This is a genomic window from Vibrio sp. 811 (assembly GCF_033339195.1).
Map to the genome: position 1 here is coordinate 1 of NZ_JAWOUB010000262.1, position 808 is coordinate 808.

1 protein-coding gene is annotated in these 808 nt (G+C 50.0%); it reads left to right on the forward strand.

The window, feature by feature from the left end; genetic code table 11:
• Window positions 1-808, forward strand: an 808-nt coding sequence (fieF, locus tag R7Q46_RS26230) for a CDF family cation-efflux transporter FieF (protein ID WP_318078091.1), incomplete at both ends; no start/stop codon positions are given.

An 808-nucleotide genomic window follows, 5' to 3' on the forward strand; every position in this document is an offset into this window, starting at 1 on the left:
TATGCACGCTTAGTCACGACGGCAGCTTGGACAGCAACCATAGTGGCGACGCTTCTTCTCATTGTAAAAGTCATCACATGGTGGGTGACGGGATCGGTCAGCCTATTGGCATCGCTTATTGATTCGATGCTGGACATCGCCGCTTCAGTGGTGAATTTGGTGGTGGTTCGCTATTCGCTGCAACCAGCCGACAGAGAACACACTTTTGGGCATGGTAAGGCCGAGTCTCTCGCTGCGTTGGCACAGGCGATGTTTATCTCCGGCTCTGCGGTATTTTTGATCCTAAACGGTATCGATCGTTTCTTCAGGCCACACGAACTGAACGCGCCGGAGCTGGGTGTGTATGTCTCCTTGTTTGCGATGATGGTGACGTTTGGTTTGGTCATGTTCCAGAAACGCGTGGTGCGCATCACGGGCAGCCAAGCAATCGCGGCAGATTCGTTGCACTACCAAACGGATTTATACATGAACGGGGCGATCATGGTCGCGCTTGGGCTCAGCTATTTTGGTGTAACGCAAGCGGATGCGGTCTTCGCGATTGGTATTGGTATCTTCATTCTTTACAGCGCCTTCAAAATGGTCAGCGAAGCGATTCAAACGTTGCTCGACAGAAAGCTGCCCGATGAAGAGCTTGAGCAAATTAACCAAGCCTGTTTGAGCGTGAAAGGCGTGTTGGGCGTACATCAGTTGCGTACCCGTATGTCTGGTCCAACACGTTTTATTCAATTGCATTTGGAATTGGATGACAACTTGCGATTAATTGAGGCGCATTATATTGCCGATAAAGTGGAAGATAACTTGTTGGCAT